This is a genomic window from Providencia sp. Je.9.19 (genome assembly GCF_051129765.1).
Classification (GTDB): Bacteria; Pseudomonadota; Gammaproteobacteria; order Enterobacterales; family Enterobacteriaceae; genus Providencia.
Map to the genome: position 1 here is coordinate 171,589 of NZ_JBCPSS010000005.1, position 17,493 is coordinate 189,081.

Sequence of the window (17,493 nt, forward strand, 5' to 3'; positions counted from 1 at the left end):
TAATCCATTTTCGACTAGATATAAAATTATCTTTTTTGTTCTTCATGACTTAACCTCACGCTAGTTTACAGTTTTTTACCCTACCGAATTGATTATCCTACCTTTTTTCATGTTATAAACACTTTATGATAGTTTTAAATTTTATGATAACCAATCGAAAACTGCGCTTATTTAAAAGCAAAACCAACAAAGTCGTTATCACCATGCTCAAAGCATCTAAATTAAAAAGTGAAAAACAATAATGCAAATATTCATTATTTTATTTTATTTTTTATTGATATCAATGATACCCACTTTATTCAGTGGTGATGTCAGTTTAATCACTAATATCGTGATTATATTCTCTGGCACACTAATTATGGTTCTCTGTGCCGGAACCTATCGAACTCTATTGGGTAAATTCCTGACTATTATTGTCACAATACTGTGGGCGCTAAACTTATCCGTTTCATTTTTCTTTTATCAGAAACACGATATCCGCTTTTCGTCCTCTATTGCGGAAACATTTATTAATACCAACAGCAGCGAAACTGTAGGAATGCTGTCTTACAACATTGGCTATGTGATCTTTTATATCATTGCCTTTGCTATTTATTTTTTAAGCATTCATAAGTGTGCCAAATATATTAGTCGTCGAACAACCTTAGTCAGTTCGGTGCTATTATGTGGTTACTTGCTCGCAATCCCACTGTATTACACATCATTATTAAAAAAAACAGACAGTCATTTTCTGATCGGGGAAAAATATCTTCTCAATACACCATTTTATAACGCTGGCGCACTAGTGAAGATTTTTTATGAGAATCGTGGGATCAAGAAAATTTCCTCAGAAGTGGTTTCATTTAATTATGATAAAAAAGATGTTGGCACTGAAATTTATGTCTTAGTGATCGGTGAATCGCTCCGCCGCGATCATATGAGTTTGTATGGCTATCAATACGATACGACCCCAAATCTTAATAACCGTAAATCACAAATGCTGGTTTTTGATAATGCCTATTCACCTGCACCTGTTACCATTTTGTCGGTGCCTATTTCGTTAGCAAATATTCGCTTTGACCAAATGCAGGACAAAAAACACTATGCCGATAACATTATTTCTTTAGCAAATGATGCAGGGTTTAAAACCTATTGGCTCAGTAATCAAGGTAAAACCAACAAAAGAACCAGTGTGATTTCAGCTATCGCCAATATGGCGAACAATAAAAAATGGAACGAGTTTGTTGGTTATGATGAAGAGTTATTCGATTATTTTACTGAAGCAATTAACGATAAAACAAACCAGAAAAAACTTATCGTCTTACATACTTATGGTAGCCATGAGCCTGCCTGTAACCGTTTCCCAGAAGAACAATTTAAAAAATTCAGCGGACAAGAAGATGATGATTGTTATGACAGTTCTATCGCCTACACAGATAAGTTTCTAGAAAGCCTATTACGACAACTCGACAATAAACCTGCGACTCTTTTGTATTTCTCAGACCATGCACTACAACGATTAGATGCCGATAACAATGTCCATTATCATCATGGCGTTAATAGTCCAAAAAAAGAAGCTTATGAAATTCCACTGTTTATTTGGTACAGCTCAACAACATCCAAGCCCGTATTCAGTGAAAAAAATCTCAGAGAACCTTATTCAACGGTAAACAATTATTGGTTAATGAGTGATTGGCTAGGTATACAACAACGTACATCAGCGGCTTGTCAGTCCCCTTTGCGTAGCTGCTATCAAGCTCAGTCGAACATTAAAGTCATTGATGGTAATAGAGCCCTACTATCAGTTAAACAGCTTCCATCAGAGAAAACAGCGCCTCAAAAAAGCAATAAAAAACCTGTGCACCAGACGGTAACACAGGTTCAATAAACCGTAATTTAAGGGTTTACAATAAAATTCTTAACATCCGGCGCAAAGGTTCAGCCGCGCCCCACAGGAGTTGGTCACCAACCGTAAAGGCGGATAGGAAATCAGGACCCATATTTAACTTACGTAAACGACCAACTGGTGTACTCAATGTGCCAGTTACTGCTGCTGGCGTTAGCTCACGCATGGTGATTTCACGGTCATTTGGTACAACTTTAACCCATTCATTATGAGAGGCTAATAGCTGCTCAATATCCTTCATTGGGATATCTTTTTTCAGCTTCAAGGTGAACGCTTGGCTATGGCAACGCAATGCGCCAATACGGACACATAAGCCATCAACAGGAATGATATTACTTCCCGTTGCTAAAATTTTGTTGCTCTCTGCTTGCCCTTTCCACTCTTCACGACTTTGACCATTTTCAAGTGCTTTATCAATCCATGGGATCAGGCTACCCGCTAATGGAACACCAAAAGCATCTGTTGGCATCGCACCACTTCGAGTGAAATCAGTGACTTTTTTCTCAATTTCTAAAATTGCAGAAGCTGGATTTTGTAGCTCTTTTACCACTTGGGTATGTAACGATCCCATTTGTGATAATAACTCGCGCATATTGCGTGCACCAGCACCAGAAGCCGCTTGATAAGTCGCAACCGATGCCCACTCAACTAGATTGTTAGTAAACAAACCACCTAAAGACATCAACATCAGGCTTACTGTGCAGTTACCACCAACAAAGGTTTTAATACCTTTATTTAATCCATCTTGAATATGTTGATAGTTAACAGGATCAAGAATGATAATCGCATCATCTTTCATACGCAGTGAAGATGCAGCATCAATCCAATAGCCATTCCAACCTGACTCTCTCAATTTAGGATAAACTTCATTAGTATAATCGCCACCTTGGCAACTAATAATGATATCCAGAGCTTTTAGTGCATCAATATCAAATGCATCTTGCAATGTACTACGATGCCCACCAAAAACAGGGGCTTCAGAACCGTGTTGCGACGTAGAAAAAAAGACCGGATGGATTACATTAAAATCACCTTCTTCAACCATCCTTTGCATTAATACGGAGCCAACCATTCCACGCCAGCCAATCAAACCTACATTTTTCATTCTATTCACCCTGTCTGATTAAATTTTTTACCCAAAAAATCTCAAAACTCAATTTTATGCCCTTCTTCGGGACAATTGTCACTGACCTTTTAGACAACCGTTAAAATTGACACTGGAGATTTCTCAACTGTATTAAAACTGACAAAATATCAACCAGTGTGCAAGTGAATTTCATCACTAATAGTAAGAAGATTAGTAATAAAGCTAATAATGATAGAAAAACAGTTCTATGCTGTTTTCCAAATTGGAAAAATGCCTTTCGGGATTATTCAATATATTGATGTACTAATAGTGATTAAAATTAACATCTTCTCTTCTTAGGATGCAATTTCCCCATGACCAAGTATGTCCTTTTTAGCTTTTGGATAGTGCTAATTTACCCTCTAGGGGTTGATTTGCATTTAACAGGTATCCCCCTGATTGCTGCCGAATTACATGCCAGTGAAAGTCAGCTTCATATGGCATTTTCTATCTATTTAGCGGGTATGGCCTCCACCATGTTGATTGCTGGTTGGTGTGCCGATCACATTGGCCGCAAACCCGTCGCTTTAGTCGGTGCAGCGATATTTGCATTGTCATCGGTTATGGCAGGCTCATCCTCAACCACCACGATATTTTTAGCGACTCGTTTCTTACAGGGGATTGGGGCTGGATTCTGCTATGTAGTCACATTCGCATTATTACGTGATGTTTTATCAGCCAATACGCGAACCAAAGTATTATCTGCAATGAATGGAATTACCTGCATTGCTCCCGTCTTAGCTCCAGTCATTGGCTTTATCATTTTGCTTTTTTATCATTGGTCCGTCATGTTCTACTTTATGGCGGCTTATGCTGTACTGAGTATTATTTTTTGTTTAGCGGCAATTAAAGAAACCAAACCACTTATTAATAAAACGACAATTAATGAAGAAATAAATATTGATGAACCAAATGAAAGCTTATTGAGTCATTTCTTTATCTCTCGCTTAGTTATTTCTTGTTTTGGGATGGCCGTGATTCTGACCTATGTGAACGTGTCGCCGATTATTCTAATGACTAATCTCAATTTTACGACCGGCCAATACTCTACAGCAATGACCTTGCTTGCGATGGTCAGTATGACAACGTCGTTCTTAATGCCAAAATTAATTTCGCTGTTTAACAGTCAATCTATTCTCTATTTCGCGCTTAGCCTTTTTTTGCTTAATGCCTTTATTTTATTTCTTTTTCTTTTTTACTTTAGCCATATTGGATTGCTATTTATCGTATTTGCATTCTGTGGTGTTGGCTTTTCGATGCAATTTGGCATCATTATGAGCCAAGCTCTATCCCCTTTTGCAAGAAGAGCGGGGATCGCCAGCTCGGTGCTCGCCATTTCACAACTAAGCTTCGCGTCATTTTATATTTGGTTGATGGGCTGGGTCGGGGTACAGTCTGTAAATATGCTGTTCATTATCTTACTTGCGACAGGTATTATCGGTATCACATTATTAAAATTACCGTCTCGAGCCAGTGAAAAGGTAGCCGTCTGTGAATAAGTCATTGCATCGATTAGATTTAAATTTACTGGTTATTTTGCAATATCTGGTTGAAGAAAAGAGTGTCAGTTTAGCGGCAAAACGCCTCTCAATTACCCCGTCTTCAGTCAGTAAATCTTTGGCAAAATTACGCCATTGGTTTGATGACCCGTTATTTATTCGAAGCCCGCAAGGACTTGTTCCAACACCACTCATGAGCCGTATTGAAAAATCATTGCCTGAATTTTTAAATTTATCGAATTATATTGCTGACATTCGTGATACCGAGAAACCGAGGGGGATCAAGTTTCGCTTGATGATGGAAGCGCCGCTCAATCTCATTATGCTACATGATTTATCATTGAAGATTTTGAATCAATACCCTGAATCATCGGTCAGTGTACGGGATTGGGAATATAATTCTCTCGCCAGTATTATGGCAGGGGATGCCGATATCGGTGTTTTAGGGCGAGAAAGCTACCATAAATCGAAAGAATCCATCAATGCTATCCCTGATATTCTCAACTTTGAAGTGCTATTTATCGATAGACCTTTGGCGTTTATTCGAAAAGATCATCCCATTTTAGATGAAGAGTGGAATTTAACTAATCTATTGAAATACCCGCATATTAGTACCGAATATGGTAATCGCATTCCGTGGGCTCTAGATGATTTACTACACAGTATGGGCTTAACTCGCCATGTGCATTTATCTTATTCATCCTTTGAGCAATCATTGCTAATGGCATCCCATTCAGGGCATTCATTAATTGCTTGTTCTCCAGGTTATTGCCAACATTATGTTAATGAATTCCACTTGGATTTAGTCTGTCGCCCACTACCTATCGATGAAATTTTATACAAACAATTAGAAATTCCATTTTTAATGCTTTGGCACAAACGGAATTCTTATAACTCGAAAACACAATGGTTAAGAGAACAAATTAAGAATGGCATCACCGCTTTTATTAATCCGCAACAAATTATTGACTGACAAAAAAAAGCCACTACAGAACCAATAACCTGTAATGGCTGAACAGGACAAATATAAAGGTAGGGTATATTCAATTGAAAAAACAAAAACTAACGTTTTTTCTTGCTGCCTTGCACTGCTTTAAAACGCGGATTCGTTTTGCAAATAACATACACGCGACCACGACGGCGAACGACTTTGCAATCAGGATGGCGTTGCTTTGCTGTTTTCAATGAGCTCAATACTTTCACGTTTATTTATCCCCTTTTGATAGAAAGCGAGCAAAACGCTTCTGGAACTGAGCCGTCTTACCTTCTTGAGAAAACATCTTTTGTTTTCCGGTATAAAACGGATGTGACTGTGAAGAGACATCTAGTGTCACATAGGGAAAAGTTTCCCCTTCATACTCAATTGTTCTTTGCGTTTGAATCGTTGAACCGACTTTAAAATAAGCATCAACACTGGTGTCGTGAAAAACAACAGTGCGATATTGTGGATGTATTCCTTGTTTCATAATGACCACCAAATGTAATGTTATAATATAACAATATCTAATTTAAAATGATGGCGCAATCTTTTTATGTCAAAGATAATGAAATAATATTGGGTGAGTTCAAAACAGAAAATAAAAAAGGCTAGTTTTTCAATTAACTAGCCTTTTGTGCTAATGAGTTTCATGACTAACGTTTAAATTATCTATAACTCTGTGATAGTGATACTTCAGGATCTGGCTGATGAGTAATACGATTTCTTAAATCTCTTCGAATAATCTCAATCGACCAAAACCAGACAACGTGTCCAAATATCTCAGAAAAATATTCATCGAATGGCAATTCAGATAACGGTGGCGTTAAATTTAATAATGGGAAGCTCACACCGTGAACCGCGACGGTTGCCAGCAACCCCGCCATCGCCCCTTGCCACATTTTCACCTTTGGAAAAATCTCAGCCACTAAACAATATCCAATGGCAAATACCAATGAAAATAAAATATGCGTTATCATCACAGGGTTAATAATGTGTTCTGAAAAAGTATAAACCGTTGCAGTTGGATCAATACCAAGGTAGTCACGCAAAAAAAGGAACGGGGGATTAAATTCATCCCTTCCTCCGGTAAAAGTTCTTGGTGGGAAAGGAACCTCTGCTCCCCATTTCACAAAAGCGGAAACAATCCCCCCGATAATGCCGACAAAAAAAGCCACACCATATCGACGACGATACTTTTCAGTCGTATAAAAAAAACCATTTGACATAAATCACCACTATTTAACTTAAGTTAATTGTTATTTATTTAACATCGTTTTTAAATGATTGGCAAATGACGAACATCAATAAAAAGATAATCACTGAAAATAAATAAAAAGAGGTGTTTTAAAGCGTGGTCTTGTCATATAACTAAAATAAATATCAAAACGATAATTTAACCCACGGAAAACTTTTGTATAATTGAAGGATTGCACACCATCATTTATTATTTATCAAATAGATAGACAACTATCCATGATAAATATAACCATAAAGGGAAGATGACAATGTATTACGGCTTTGACATGGGTGGAACAAAAATCGAGCTTGCTGTATTCGATCAAGCACTAAATCAAGTATGGCAAAAACGCGTACCAACACCCAAAGAGGACTATCATGCTCTTCTTAATACTTTTCGTGATTTAACCGCGGAAGCAGATGAGAAATTCAATTGCCAAGGGAAAATTGGCATTGGCGTTCCTGGCATCGTAAACCAAGCGGAAGGTACGGTATTTACAACCAATGTTCCCGCCGCTCAATACAAACCCTTGATTCATGATTTAGCCAATATATTGCAGCGTCCTGTTAAAGTTGAAAATGATGCTAACTGCTTTGCGTTATCTGAAGCTTGGGATCCCGAATTTAAACGTTACCCAACCGTGCTTGGCCTGATTTTAGGGACTGGTGTAGGCGGTGGTTTTGTCATCAATGGCAAAGTGTTATCAGGTAAAAATGGCATTGCTGGTGAAATCGGTCATATGAACCTCAGTGTTCGCGCCTCAAAGCTGTTAGGCGATACTGTACCCGAAATCACTTGTGGTTGTGGTCAAACTGCCTGCTTTGAAACCTATCTATCAGGCCCAGGCTTTGAACGTATTTATGCTGCATTTACAGGTGAAAAACGCTCTGCCATCGACATAATTCAGCTTTATAAGCAAGGCGAGACCCAAGCAAAACAGCATGTTGAACGTTACATGTCAGTACTAGGCATGTTTATGGGACAAGTTGTTACCGTCTTTGACCCTGATTTAGTGGTTATTGGTGGTGGATTATCTCAATTTGAAGCTATCTATCAACTGCTCCCTGAAGTCCTGCCACAATATCTTTATGGCATTGCGACATTACCAGCCATTGAAAAAGCGCGCTATGGTGACTCTGGTGGTGCTAGAGGAGCGGCTTTTTTAAATTTAATTGATTAATCAATAAATAAGTATGCACTCTGTTTTATTCTTTAATGCCAGAGTGCAATTTTTTATAACGAAATTTCGTCTGAAAATAAAATAAAGCGCCCCTCTTTATTGATAGTGATTATCATTTGCGCTAAATCAGTGTTAACATCACGCCAATCAATCACGTTAAATCATAACATTTAACTCAAAATCGCAGCTTTTAATTATTGATTAAAATCATCGAGATAACATTAGAGATTTGTCCGATACAGCAAATTATTAGAAACGATATTATTAAGTTATATGATTAAATTAACGGTGCCCTAATAAAATAAAGTCCACGTTAAATTAAGAGAAAAATTCTATGAGTTTGTTTTTTCAAAACAGCCTAGCTTTTCCCACTATTATTTTTAGCGGCCTGCTAATTATTGTCCTATTTTACTGGCTTTGTGCGGCCTTTGGCTTATTAGATATTGACCTATTTAACGTCGATACCGCAGTCGATGGCGGACTAGATGGTAATAGCATAGACGCCACAGGCTTCGCTGGTTGGTTAACTAAATTGGGGCTAGCCGGTATCCCGGTGACCATTATTTTAACGCTATTCACGCTTTTTGGCTGGGCTATCACCTACTTCTGTGTGCATTTATTTATTCGATTTATTGATACAAATTTGCTGCGCTATCTCGTCGGTTTCGCCGTCTTTGCCATCACGCTATTTATCGCTCTTCATCTGACTGCACTTTGCCTCAGACCTGTCCGTAACAAATTGATGAGCCTAAACAAACCTAAAACCGTCCATCAATTAATCGGTCAACTCGCCACAGTTCGCTCAGGAGAAGTCACTGAACACAAAGGTGAAGCAATTTTAGAAGATGGAGGCGCAGGTTTGATTTTACAGATCCGCGCTTCATCAATAGACAATATTAAACGAGGTGATCGCGTCGTTATCATTAGCTATGACGCGCAATCTCACAGTTATCAAGTTGTGACCGAAGATGAATTTCGTCATTGATAAAACACGAAATAACGTCTCACTCATAAATAATATTAAAAATGACGATCTCGTCAGAACCTACGGAGAATTAACATGGATTTGGCTGCTTTAATGCCTTTTTTAACCATTATTGGAGGGATAATCCTAGTTATTTTAGGGTTCTTTGGTCTATTCAAAGCCTTCTATATTAAAGTACCACAAGGCACGGCGCTGATAGTTAACGATATGTCATCGCAACCCAAAGTTCACTTCACAGGGGCTCTGGTTTATCCGGTTATCTATAAAAAAGAGTTCATGCGCATTTCTCTTTTAACTTTAGAAGTTGACCGCCGCGGCAAAGATGGCCTGATTTGTCATGATAACTTACGTGCCGATATCACTGTCGCCTTCTATTTGCGCGTGAATGAAACCACAGAAGATGTCCTTAAGGTCGCCAAAGCAATTGGTGTCGAACGTGCATCAGACCACAATGCCGTTAGCGCGCTATTTAGTGCGAAATTCTCCGAGGCATTAAAAACGGTTGGTAAACAACTTGATTTATCGACCTTATTTGAAAATAGGCAAGACTTTCGTGACCGCATTGTCGATGTCATCGGTAAAGATTTAAACGGTTATGCACTCGAAGATGTGGCGATTGATTATTTAGAACAAACGCCAAAGTCAGCGCTTGATCCAAACAATATTTTTGACTCTGAAGGTATTCGTAAGATTACTGAAATTACCGCTATTCATAACATTGAAACCAACCAAAAAGAACGTGACCAAGAACTGGCTATTCAAAAGAAAAATGTTGAGACCCGTGAAGCTAGCTTGGCATTAGAACGTCAACAAGCAGACGCAGAAGCGCGTCAAAAACGTGAAATTGACAATATTCGTTCTCGTGAAACCGCAGAAACGTTACGAGTACAAGAAGAAGAACGTTTAAAATCTGAGCAAGCTAGAATTCAAACCCAACAAGAAATTGATATTCGTGAAGAAAATCGGATGCGTGAGGTTGAAGTCGCTCAACAAAACCGGACTCGTGCTGTCGCTATCGAAGAAGAACGCGTCACTCGTGCTCGTGATCTTGAAATTGTCGCACGTGAGCGTGAAGTCGAATTACAACGCATTGAAAAAGAAAAAGCACTGGAAGAAGAGCGTAAAAATATTTCCAGTGTAATTCGTGAGCGCGTTGTAGTTGAAAAAAGTGTCGCACAAGAAGAAGAACGTATTAAAGAAGTTCGTGAAATTTCAGAAGCTGACCGTTTAAGACAAGTCACTGTTATTAATGCCCAAGCTGAAGCAGAAGAGTTGATGGTTCGCCAAGTGAAAAAAGCTGAGGCAGACGAAGCTAGTGCTAAACACAGAGCCGAAGAAATCAGCACCATGGCTCAAGCTGAACTTGAAGCTTCAGCTAAACAAGCCGAAGCCAAAAAACGCTTAGCAGAAGGTATTGAAGCTGAACATGCCGCAATAGGCCTTGCAGAAGCTCGCGTTCGCCAAGTCACTGCCGAAGCTGAAGAAAAAGAAGGTTTAGTTCAAGCCAATATCACCGCTGAAAAATTGCTTGCCGAAGCGCGTGGATTTAAAGAAAAAGGTTTATCCGAAGCGCAAGTCATGGAAGCCAAAGCGCAAGCCGAGCAGCAACAAGGTCTTGCGGAAGCGAAAATTTTAGAAGAAAAACTGATCGCCCAAGCTCGAGGGGACGAACAACAAGCCAATGCGAAAGAAAAATTGGGTCTTGCTGACGCTAAAGTACTAGAAGAGAAACTTGCAGCACAAGCACGCGGTGAAGGCCAGTTAGGTTCAGCGCAAGCCGAAGTTATCCGCCAGCGCTTGAAAGCTGAGGCAGATGGTTTAACCGATAAATTCAAATCAATGGATCACCTCAGTGATACCGCACGCGCTCACGAAGAGTTCCGCATGCGCCTTGAGAAAGAATTTGAACAATCTATGGCTTCAATTGAAGCTAATAAAGAAATTGCTCGCGAGCAAGCGGATGTATTGGCGGCAGCACTGACCAAAACCAATATTGAAATTGTGGGTGGCGATGGCAGCTTCTTCAATACCTTCTCTAAAGCTCTGAGCTTAGGAAAAGCGGTAGATGGCTTTATGGATAAAAGCAGCTTTGCCAAAGAAAATTTTGAAAAACTGGTCAATCGCAGCACCGAAGGTAAAAAAATTGATGTTGCAGAATTACTGAAAAATCCAGAGGTTCAAGATTTAATCAACGGATTTATGGCGGCAAAAGGTGTGGATCAGCTAGCAAAAACGGTGGCAGCAAAACCAATTCCACCGGCAGATGATCAACTCTAATTAATGCATATTTAAAGGCATATCCCGTTAGGGAATGCCTTGTATTAATGTTTAGTTATACCTAAAACAATCCAAACTACATAACTAAATACATGTAGCTTGCAACTAACGGGTATGACTCGTTCAAAGCCAAGGAAATTCGTTATACCATGCCAGATATTCAGGATACTAACCGCGAACAAGAAATACTCGATAGTGCTGTAGCTGAAGGAGGCGCTTATGAAATCTTACGTAAGCGTCTTACCGAGCAAGGACAACAGCTCCATCAAAAAGCCGCGCAATTAAATCAAAGCCGGTTAGATGAATTTGGTCAAAGCCAAATGGACATCATTGGCCGCATCCGTATTCGTACTGAAAATAATTGCCAAGCAAGAGATATTGTTCGTGTCGGTGAATGGCTGTTATTTGGTTATAATGTTTTTCTTGGCCTCAAAAAAGAGACCCATCTTGAAGATGTCTTTTCACTTTATCGTTTAATTGAAAACGAGGGTGAATTCGACGTTGAAGCCATGCCTTATGAAGATACTTTTCTCAACGACAACCGCTTTATTCAAGATTTCACTGAACTCTATACTTACTATAAAAATACACAATTACTTCAACTTGTAGAACGTGATGGCAAACTTCTTGCCAGTTTCCAAATTGGCGACCGTATCACCGATGTGCGTGTTTTCCGTTGGTCAATTTCTAGCGATAAAAACAAAATCGACTATATTGATAATCGTGGCGAGCGAGATATTGAACTTCCCCCCGCCTATGATTTTGATTGGACCAGAACCACTCGAGAAGATACCGTTAACGGTCGTTTTCCTCATATCAATATACTCGACACTGTATTTGTTGAGACTATTGGTGGTGACCTAACCATCAAGTGTGAAAATAATACCGAAGATGGATTAGGCATCTATCGTGAAGCAGTACTGGATAAAAACCAATCTCTCGATGATGCACAAATAGAATACGCCCATACAGGCAGTTTGATTCTGTTAAAAATCCTTCCTTATCGTGAAGAGAGCTGGCGTTACTTGGTTTACAACACGCTAACCGAGTCAGTTCAACGTATCGACGCCATCGGCCAAGCCTGTGTGCAGTTACCTGAAGATCACGGTATTATTTTTCCGGGTGGCTACTATCTACAAAACGGCGAATACAAAACCTTTGAACAACCTATGGATGGGATGCGTTTTCGCCGCCTGCGCCGTTCACCTAATGGTGAAGATGTCCTGTATGTATTCTATTCCCCTAATCATGGTCGACTCGCGCTTTTCAATTATAATTTAATTGAACGAAAACTCGCTATCCCATTGATTGGTCACGGCTATGCCATGTTAGAAGATGGTAAAATGGTCTTGTTTGAAGGGGAAGGCGACGAAGCAACTCGTGTGCATCCGATGCAGGTTTGGCAAACACCATTTTACTCTGAAGAGTTTGCGGATAAACAACCTCCCCGTGGCGGCTTTTTTGGTCGTATCGGTAATGCAGATTTAGTTCGTGGTATTTCTGAAATATTACATATTGCCAAAGAAATCGAAGGTAATCAGGTTTCTGTTTCCCGTTATGAACAGCTTAGTCAGCAACCTAAAAGTCTGTTAGATATTTATTACTGGTTTAATGATGAACAGTGTCTGAATATTGGGAAATTACTCAAAGAAATTACCCAAACTAGCGAACTTGTACTCGACGAATATGAAAAAGTAGAGAGTATTCGCCAGCAATCAGCCAAATCAATGAATGAGGCGATTAGTCGCCAAAAATCATTACTTGCCATCACACTGCCTGAAAGTTGGATCGATATTCAACAATTTGTCGATGGGCTCAATGCCCTAAGTGCGCAGCGTGGGCACTTAATTTCACTGCGTGAATTCCGTTATATGGATTTAACCAAACTCAGTGAAATGGAAACAGAGATTACGGATGCTCAGCAACAAGTTTCTCAAGCTACCGCCGTTTTCCTTGCTAGTGATAAAGCATTACAGCCTTTTAAAGCTCAACTAGTCACCTTCGAAGAACAAACTGAAAACGCACAAAATAGTGCCCAGTTAGATGTGCCAATGAATGACATGGAAAAAATGTCAGCCGATTTGGATATGCTGTCTAACTTAATGGCTTCCCTATCGTTCAACGATGTGACACAACAAACTCATATCATTGATTCAATTTCGCAGATCTATGCGCAGCTCAACCAATCTCGTGCCCGCTTACAGCAAAAACGAAAATCACAAAGTAGCGTTGAGTCAGTGGCACAATTTGGCGCACAGTTTCGCTTATTCAGCCAAGGGATCACCAACGCGCTGTCTCTTGCCACGTCACCGGAACGTTGCGATGATCAGTTATCTCGATTATTAGTTCAATTAGAAGAGCTTGAAAGCCAATTTAGCAATCACGATGAATTTCTTGATGACATACTGGCAAAGCGAGATGAATTATTCGAAACCTTTGAGTCTCATAAACAAATATTAATTGATGAGCGCCAACGCCGTTCACAGAATCTATTAACTGCCGCTGATCGCCTATTAGAAAGCCTACAACGCAGAACGCTTCGTTTACAGTCTCAAGATGAGCTGAATGCCTTTTTCGCATCCGATCCGTTAGCCTTAAAAACCCGTGAAATCATTGAAAAATTACGGGAAATTAATGATAACGTTAAGGCTGATGATATTGATGCACGGCTAAAATCATCTCGTGACCAAGCTATTCGTACTTTACGTGATAAAACTGATATTTTTGAAGATGGCGGTAATATCATTAAATTGGGGCCTCGCCACCGCTTTAGTGTAAATACCCAAGAACTTGACCTGACTATCTTACCTAAAAATAACCAACTTTGGTTGTATTTGACTGGTACAGACTACCAAGAACCAATCGAAAACGCAGAACTTACAGCGCTACAACCTTATTGGTCTGCAACCCTAGAATCTGAATCAGATAGTGTTTATCGTGCTGAATACCTTGCTTATTCCATTATCTATGCCGCGGCAAAACGCCAAGACGGCCTTGATTATGATTCATTAAAAAGTGCGTTATCTGCACCGGATAAATTAGACAAATTAGTCAGAGACTTTGCCGCACCGCGTTATAAAGAAGGCTACGAGAAAGGTATTCATGACCATGATGCCATCGCCATATTAAAAAAATTAATTCCTATTGGTGAAAGTGCCGATTTGCTACGTTATAACCCAAAATCACGCGCAATTGCAGCGATTTTCTGGGATCAAGTACAAAATGCAACCTATCCTGCATTATGGCCTGAACGCGCTAGAACGGCGATGAACATTCAACAGCTATTTCACAATGATGATGCCTTGCTCGACCTACAAGCAGAAATTGAAGCAGATATCAGCTTGTTTTTACAAGATAATCCAATTGAATGTCAAAGCTATGAACAAACTCAAGCGGCTGAATATTTAAGTTTTGCCTTAGCAAGGCCATCTATTGAGTTGGTTTATAGTAAGTATGCAAGAGACCTTGTGGCAGCATTACAAAACCGCCTAGAAGCTGCCCATATGTGGGTTGATTTTAATCGTTCACAACAAAACCTTGGCGAACGCTATGCACAGCGCTGGGCATTGATTCAAAACTGGCTACAAGGATTATGCTCTGTGCCTGAATTTGCACATCTCATGCCTTATGTACCGGGGGCAATAGCTATTATTATCTTAGATAAAGTCGCATCAGCTCGCTACAGTGAGGTTGATCTCTACTTTAAAGTCAGTGGATTATTAGGTGAACACCCGACCATTGAAAACCAAACACTTTCATTAAGTTTAGATAGCTACTTTGGTCGTATGCGCAAGCAAAGAAAGCAGTTCATTCCTGCATTTCGTCAATATCAAGGACTACGCCAACGCATCGTAACCGAAGAACGTGATCGACTAAAACTACATGAATTTAAAGCTCATCCATTAAGCTCATTTGTCCGTAACAAACTTATCAATGATGTTTATCTGCCTATTATTGGTGACAATATGGCGAAGCAAATTGGTGCGCTTGGTGAAAATAAACGTACTGATTTAATGGGATTATTACTAATGATCTCCCCGCCAGGTTACGGTAAAACCACCTTAATGGAATATGTGGCCGACCGTTTAGGTCTTATTTTTATGAAAATCAATGGCCCAGCACTTGGCCATGATGTTTTATCCCTTGATCCTGAACAAGCCCCTAACGCGACAGCAAGGCAAGAGCTTGAAAAACTCAACCTAGCTTTAGAAATGGGGAATAATGTCATGCTGTATGTGGATGATATCCAACATACTCACCCTGAATTCTTACAAAAATTCATTTCGTTATGTGATGGAACAAGACGAATTGAGGGTATCTGGAAAGGCAAAACTAAGACCTATGACATGCGTGGTAAGAAATTCTGTGTTGTTATGGCGGGTAACCCATATACCGAATCAGGGGAAGTGTTCCGTATTCCTGATATGCTAGCTAACCGTGCCGATATTTATAACTTAGGTGAAGTACTCGGGGGAATGGATGAAGCGTTTGCACTAAGCTATATCGAAAATAGTTTAACATCCAACGCTGTACTGGCCCCTCTTGCACTACGTGATTTAAACGACCTTTATCTTTTAGTGGATAAAGCAATGGGCAAATCAGTCTCAACAAATACCCTAAGTTACCCTTATTCCGATGCGGAAATTAATGAAATAACTGCGGTAATCAGCCACTTAATAACCTTGCGTAATATTGTATTAAAAGTGAATCAGCAATATATTGCCAGTGCTGCACAATCTGATAAATACCGTACTGAGCCTGCATTCCGCTTGCAAGGTAGCTACCGAAATATGAATAAACTGAGCGAAAAAGTCTCTTCAGTGATGAATGATGAAGAACTTGAAAGATTGTTAGATGACCACTATTTAGGTGAAGCGCAACTGCTCACAACAGGCGCGGAAGAGAATTTATTGAAACTCGCCGAATTAAGGGGAACGTTAACAGCAAAAGATGCCGCTCGTTGGCAGCAAATCAAAAAAGATTTTCTGCGTAATAAAGCCCTCGGTGGCGATAATGCAGATATTGGCGATCGAGTCGTGGCACAACTGGCAAATTTAGTGGAAAGTGTTCAGACTTTAGGACAAAACTAATTCAGGGCAATAATATGAAACTTTGGCTAAACCCACGGATTAAGTTACTAATCATATTAGTGGGTTTACTCATGGTTATTCAGTTAGTTAATAGTCTTACGGGAGGTGGATTAATTCACTTAGGTATTATTCCTCGTACCGTCAATGGATTGATAGGTATTCCCTTAGCCCCTTTTATTCATGGTAGTTGGGGGCATTTACTCAGTAATCTCCCCCCTTTAATCATACTAAGTGCATTGCTACTTCATCGTGCTATCAAAGAGTACATCCAAGCCTCATTATTTATCATTATCACTTGTGGTCTTGCTGTTTGGCTTATCGGTCGGGATGCCATACACGTTGGTGCTAGTGGTTGGATTTTTGGCTTATGGGGATTATTAATCGCCCAAGGTTTTTTCCGCCGCCGTTTATCCGATATCATCATCGCCTTATTAGTGCTTTTTTATTTTGGCGCGATGGCGACTGGATTATTACCCGTTCATCAATATATTTCGACAGAATCCCACATTACTGGCGCGCTATCTGGTGTGCTATACGCCTGGCTACTGAAAAAACGTCAGAAAATTAATTCTTCAATTTAACCCGATAAACACAGCGCCCTGCGCCATCAAGTAAATATTGCTCACGCTCGACAGTTGCATCATGACCTAAAACATCACGAAATAATGCCAATTCTGAACGACAAAAATTTTGACAAGCTGTTGCCGCTGCACAAATCGGGCAATGGTTCTCAATAAATAACCAGCTATCGTCTTCTTTTTCAACTCTGACCATATAGCCTTCTTCACTACGAACATCCGCTAATGCATTCAATCGCTCAATAAAAGGCAAATTATCACAACGCGCTAAATACTTAGTTCGGCTTTCCTCTTCCCGTTGGCTAATGAGTTTCTCCAACCCTTCGTCACCAAAAATAGTACGAACAGAATCAATAAGCTGTAGAGCTAATTGTGCATGTGTATCTGGAAAACGTTGGTGCCCTTGCTCAGTCAACACCCAATTTTGTCTTGGCCTACCCGCTCCACTTTGTGATGCGCATTGAACACCCTCAACCAAACCCAATGAAGTCAGCTTTTGAATATGTTGTCTTGCCGCCTCACCCGTCATGTCTAAATCTTTCGCAATCACTGCCGTTGATATCGGTCCTTTTGTCTTTATGCAAAAAAGTACCTTATCAACAGCCTGAGTTAGATTTAGATTATCAAAGTAATTACTTGCATTAATCATTATGTCAC

General features: G+C 39.8%; 13 protein-coding genes. 8 read left to right on the top strand and 5 right to left on the bottom strand.

Going from position 1 to position 17,493, the window contains the following annotated elements:
* Nucleotides 1-241 precede the first annotated feature (241 nt).
* Nucleotides 242-1,867, top strand: a complete 1,626-nt coding sequence (locus AAZR93_RS17065; protein WP_434720509.1) for a phosphoethanolamine transferase — start codon at nucleotides 242-244, stop codon at nucleotides 1,865-1,867.
* Between the two features lie 16 nt (nucleotides 1,868-1,883).
* Here the strand turns inward: AAZR93_RS17065 and asd are convergent, their stop codons facing one another.
* Nucleotides 1,884-2,990, bottom strand: coding sequence for an aspartate-semialdehyde dehydrogenase (gene asd / locus AAZR93_RS17070; RefSeq protein ID WP_434720510.1), 1,107 nt, complete (start codon nucleotides 2,988-2,990; stop codon nucleotides 1,884-1,886).
* A gap of 335 nt (nucleotides 2,991-3,325) precedes the next feature.
* Here asd and AAZR93_RS17075 point away from each other — a divergent pair, with 335 nt between their 5' ends.
* Together AAZR93_RS17075 and yidZ are read left to right on the top strand one after the other, a co-directional pair.
* Entirely contained in the window at nucleotides 3,326-4,510 is a 1,185-nt protein-coding gene (locus AAZR93_RS17075; protein ID WP_434720511.1) for an MdtL family multidrug efflux MFS transporter, read from the top strand.
* The gene (yidZ, locus tag AAZR93_RS17080) at nucleotides 4,503-5,483 is read left to right on the top strand and encodes an HTH-type transcriptional regulator YidZ (RefSeq protein ID WP_336428645.1); all 981 of its coding nucleotides are present in this window, start codon (nucleotides 4,503-4,505) and stop codon (nucleotides 5,481-5,483) included. Before AAZR93_RS17075 ends, yidZ begins: the two co-directional genes overlap by 8 nt.
* Nucleotides 5,484-5,572: 89 nt before the next feature.
* Here the strand turns inward: yidZ and ykgO are convergent, their stop codons facing one another.
* From ykgO to AAZR93_RS17095, 3 genes are all read right to left on the bottom strand, one after another.
* Nucleotides 5,573-5,713 carry a type B 50S ribosomal protein L36 gene (ykgO, locus tag AAZR93_RS17085; protein ID WP_294101561.1) on the bottom strand — a complete coding sequence of 47 codons (141 nt, stop codon included), beginning with the start codon at nucleotides 5,711-5,713 and terminating at the stop codon, nucleotides 5,573-5,575.
* Between the two features lie 2 nt (nucleotides 5,714-5,715).
* Nucleotides 5,716-5,976: a type B 50S ribosomal protein L31 gene (locus AAZR93_RS17090; protein ID WP_294351437.1), complete on the bottom strand. Its 261-nt coding sequence runs from the start codon at nucleotides 5,974-5,976 to the stop codon at nucleotides 5,716-5,718.
* A 178-nt stretch (nucleotides 5,977-6,154) separates the two neighbouring features.
* Complete coding sequence (locus AAZR93_RS17095; protein ID WP_294101566.1) at nucleotides 6,155-6,715, bottom strand: YagU family protein; 561 nt, start codon at nucleotides 6,713-6,715, stop codon at nucleotides 6,155-6,157.
* Between the two features lie 279 nt (nucleotides 6,716-6,994).
* Between AAZR93_RS17095 and nagK the strand changes: the two genes are divergently transcribed.
* The 5 genes from nagK to AAZR93_RS17120 all read left to right on the top strand — a co-directional run bounded on the left by nagK (nucleotide 6,995) and on the right by AAZR93_RS17120 (nucleotide 16,839).
* On the top strand, nucleotides 6,995-7,906 hold the full coding sequence (gene nagK, locus AAZR93_RS17100; RefSeq protein WP_434720512.1) for an N-acetylglucosamine kinase: 912 nt from the start codon (nucleotides 6,995-6,997) through the stop codon (nucleotides 7,904-7,906).
* A gap of 334 nt (nucleotides 7,907-8,240) precedes the next feature.
* On the top strand, nucleotides 8,241-8,891 hold the full coding sequence (locus AAZR93_RS17105; protein ID WP_434720513.1) for an NfeD family protein: 651 nt from the start codon (nucleotides 8,241-8,243) through the stop codon (nucleotides 8,889-8,891).
* 75 nt (nucleotides 8,892-8,966) lie between these two features.
* Nucleotides 8,967-11,168, top strand: coding sequence for a hypothetical protein (locus AAZR93_RS17110; protein WP_434720514.1), 2,202 nt, complete (start codon nucleotides 8,967-8,969; stop codon nucleotides 11,166-11,168).
* Nucleotides 11,169-11,317: 149 nt separating this feature from the next.
* Complete coding sequence (locus AAZR93_RS17115) at nucleotides 11,318-16,258, top strand: DNA repair ATPase (RefSeq protein ID WP_434720515.1); 4,941 nt, start codon at nucleotides 11,318-11,320, stop codon at nucleotides 16,256-16,258.
* A 14-nt stretch (nucleotides 16,259-16,272) separates the two neighbouring features.
* Nucleotides 16,273-16,839: a rhomboid family intramembrane serine protease gene (locus AAZR93_RS17120; RefSeq protein WP_434720516.1), complete on the top strand. Its 567-nt coding sequence runs from the start codon at nucleotides 16,273-16,275 to the stop codon at nucleotides 16,837-16,839.
* Here the strand turns inward: AAZR93_RS17120 and AAZR93_RS17125 are convergent.
* On the bottom strand, nucleotides 16,823-17,485 hold the full coding sequence (locus tag AAZR93_RS17125) for a helix-turn-helix transcriptional regulator (RefSeq protein ID WP_294101581.1): 663 nt from the start codon (nucleotides 17,483-17,485) through the stop codon (nucleotides 16,823-16,825). The two genes, AAZR93_RS17120 and AAZR93_RS17125, sit on opposite strands and share 17 nt — an antisense overlap.
* Nucleotides 17,486-17,493: the final 8 nt, after the last annotated feature.

Bases quoted from the DNA above. Each gene is read 5' to 3' on its own strand.
- AAZR93_RS17065 (WP_434720509.1), top strand. From the start codon at position 242: ATGCAAATATTCATTATTTTATTTTATTTTTTATTGATATCAATGATA.
- asd (WP_434720510.1), bottom strand. From the start codon at position 2,990: ATGAAAAATGTAGGTTTGATTGGCTGGCGTGGAATGGTTGGCTCCGTA.
- AAZR93_RS17075 (WP_434720511.1), top strand. From the start codon at position 3,326: ATGACCAAGTATGTCCTTTTTAGCTTTTGGATAGTGCTAATTTACCCT.
- AAZR93_RS17090 (WP_294351437.1), bottom strand. From the start codon at position 5,976: ATGAAACAAGGAATACATCCACAATATCGCACTGTTGTTTTTCACGAC.
- AAZR93_RS17095 (WP_294101566.1), bottom strand. From the start codon at position 6,715: ATGTCAAATGGTTTTTTTTATACGACTGAAAAGTATCGTCGTCGATAT.
- nagK (WP_434720512.1), top strand. From the start codon at position 6,995: ATGTATTACGGCTTTGACATGGGTGGAACAAAAATCGAGCTTGCTGTA.
- AAZR93_RS17105 (WP_434720513.1), top strand. From the start codon at position 8,241: ATGAGTTTGTTTTTTCAAAACAGCCTAGCTTTTCCCACTATTATTTTT.
- AAZR93_RS17110 (WP_434720514.1), top strand. From the start codon at position 8,967: ATGGATTTGGCTGCTTTAATGCCTTTTTTAACCATTATTGGAGGGATA.
- AAZR93_RS17115 (WP_434720515.1), top strand. From the start codon at position 11,318: ATGCCAGATATTCAGGATACTAACCGCGAACAAGAAATACTCGATAGT.
- AAZR93_RS17120 (WP_434720516.1), top strand. From the start codon at position 16,273: ATGAAACTTTGGCTAAACCCACGGATTAAGTTACTAATCATATTAGTG.
- AAZR93_RS17125 (WP_294101581.1), bottom strand. From the start codon at position 17,485: ATGATTAATGCAAGTAATTACTTTGATAATCTAAATCTAACTCAGGCT.